Origin of the sequence: Streptomyces sp. NPDC001549 (assembly GCF_042894025.1) — a bacterium.
Classification (GTDB): domain Bacteria; phylum Actinomycetota; class Actinomycetes; order Streptomycetales; family Streptomycetaceae; genus Streptomyces; species Streptomyces kutzneri.
Window position 1 is genome coordinate 1 of sequence record NZ_JBIAVJ010000086.1, and the last position, 1,302, is coordinate 1,302.

Here is a 1,302-nt window from a genome sequence, read left to right on the forward strand (position 1 = left end):
CTAGTGTGATGCGCCGGAAATCTCAGGGCTAAGTCTGTAGCCTGTTTTTATGCCCCCGGGTCCTCGTGCTGTTGAAGTCCGCTTGTCTGATGAAGAGCGTGCGGAGTTGTCTCGCTGGGCTGGTGGGGCGGTGGCGCCGCGGTTCGCCGAGCGTGCTCGCATCGTGCTGGCCTGCGAGGGTGGGGTGCCGAACGCGAGGGTCGCCGTGGAAGTCGGTGTGACCGCGGCGACGGTGCGGAAGTGGCGTGGGAAGTTCGCGGCGGAGGGCATCGCGGGGCTTCAGGACGGGATGCGTATCGGCCGGCCGAAGGCCGATCTCGTTCTGAGCGAGGCCGAACGGGCCCAGCTGACCCGGTGGGCCAGGCGTGCGAAGACCGCCCAGTTTCTGGCACTGCGCGCGAGGATCGTGCTGCGTTGCGCGGACGGCGGGACGAACAAGCAGACCGCGGCCGAGCTCGGTGTGGATGCCTCGACCGTCGACCGCTGGCGCAGTCGTTTCATCGCCCATCGCCTTGAAGGCCTGGTCGATGAGCCCCGTCCGGGCCGGCCGCCCTCGATTCTCCTCGACCAGGTCGAAGACGTGATCGTGGCGACGCTCGAGTCCGCTCCGGGCAAGGACACCCACTGGTCGAGGGCCTCGATGGCCGCTCGCACGGGGCTGTCGAAATCGACCGTCGGCCGGATCTGGAAACGGTTCGAACTCAAGCCCCATCTGCAGGATTCCTTCAAGCTTTCCACCGACCCGCAGTTCGTTGCCAAGGTCGTCGACGTCGTCGGCTTGTACCACAACCCGCCTGAGCGGGCGGTGGTGTTATGCGTGGATGAGAAGAGCCAGATCCAGGCGCTGGACCGTTCACAACCTGTGCTGCCGATGATGCCGGGCATGCCCGAGCGACGCACCCACGACTACCTGCGGCACGGCATCACCAGCCTCTTCGCCGCCTTCAACATCGCCGACGGAACCGTCATCAGCGAACTCCACCGCCGCCATCGCGCGATCGAGTTCAAGAAGTTCCTGGTCACCATAGACAAAGCTGTGCCCCGCGAACTCGACGTGCACCTGGTCTGCGACAACTACGCCACTCACAACACTTCTGAGATCAAGACGTGGCTGGCTAGACACCCCCGCTTCCACGTCCACTTCACCCCCACAGGCTCCTCCTGGATCAACCAGGTCGAGCGGTGGTTCGGTCTGCTGACCGACAAGCTCATCCGCCGCGGAGTCCACACCTCGGTGAAAGCACTGGAAGACGACATCCGGGCCTGGATCGAGACCTGGAACGAGGACCCGAAACCCTTTGC

General features: G+C 64.8%; 1 protein-coding gene. It reads left to right on the forward strand.

Annotated features, from left to right (window positions below):
* Positions 1 to 49: 49 nt before the first annotated feature.
* Positions 50 to 1,302, forward strand: a 1,253-nt coding sequence (locus ACFY04_RS43700; RefSeq protein ID WP_389126647.1) for an IS630 family transposase, incomplete at its 3' end; no start/stop codon positions are given.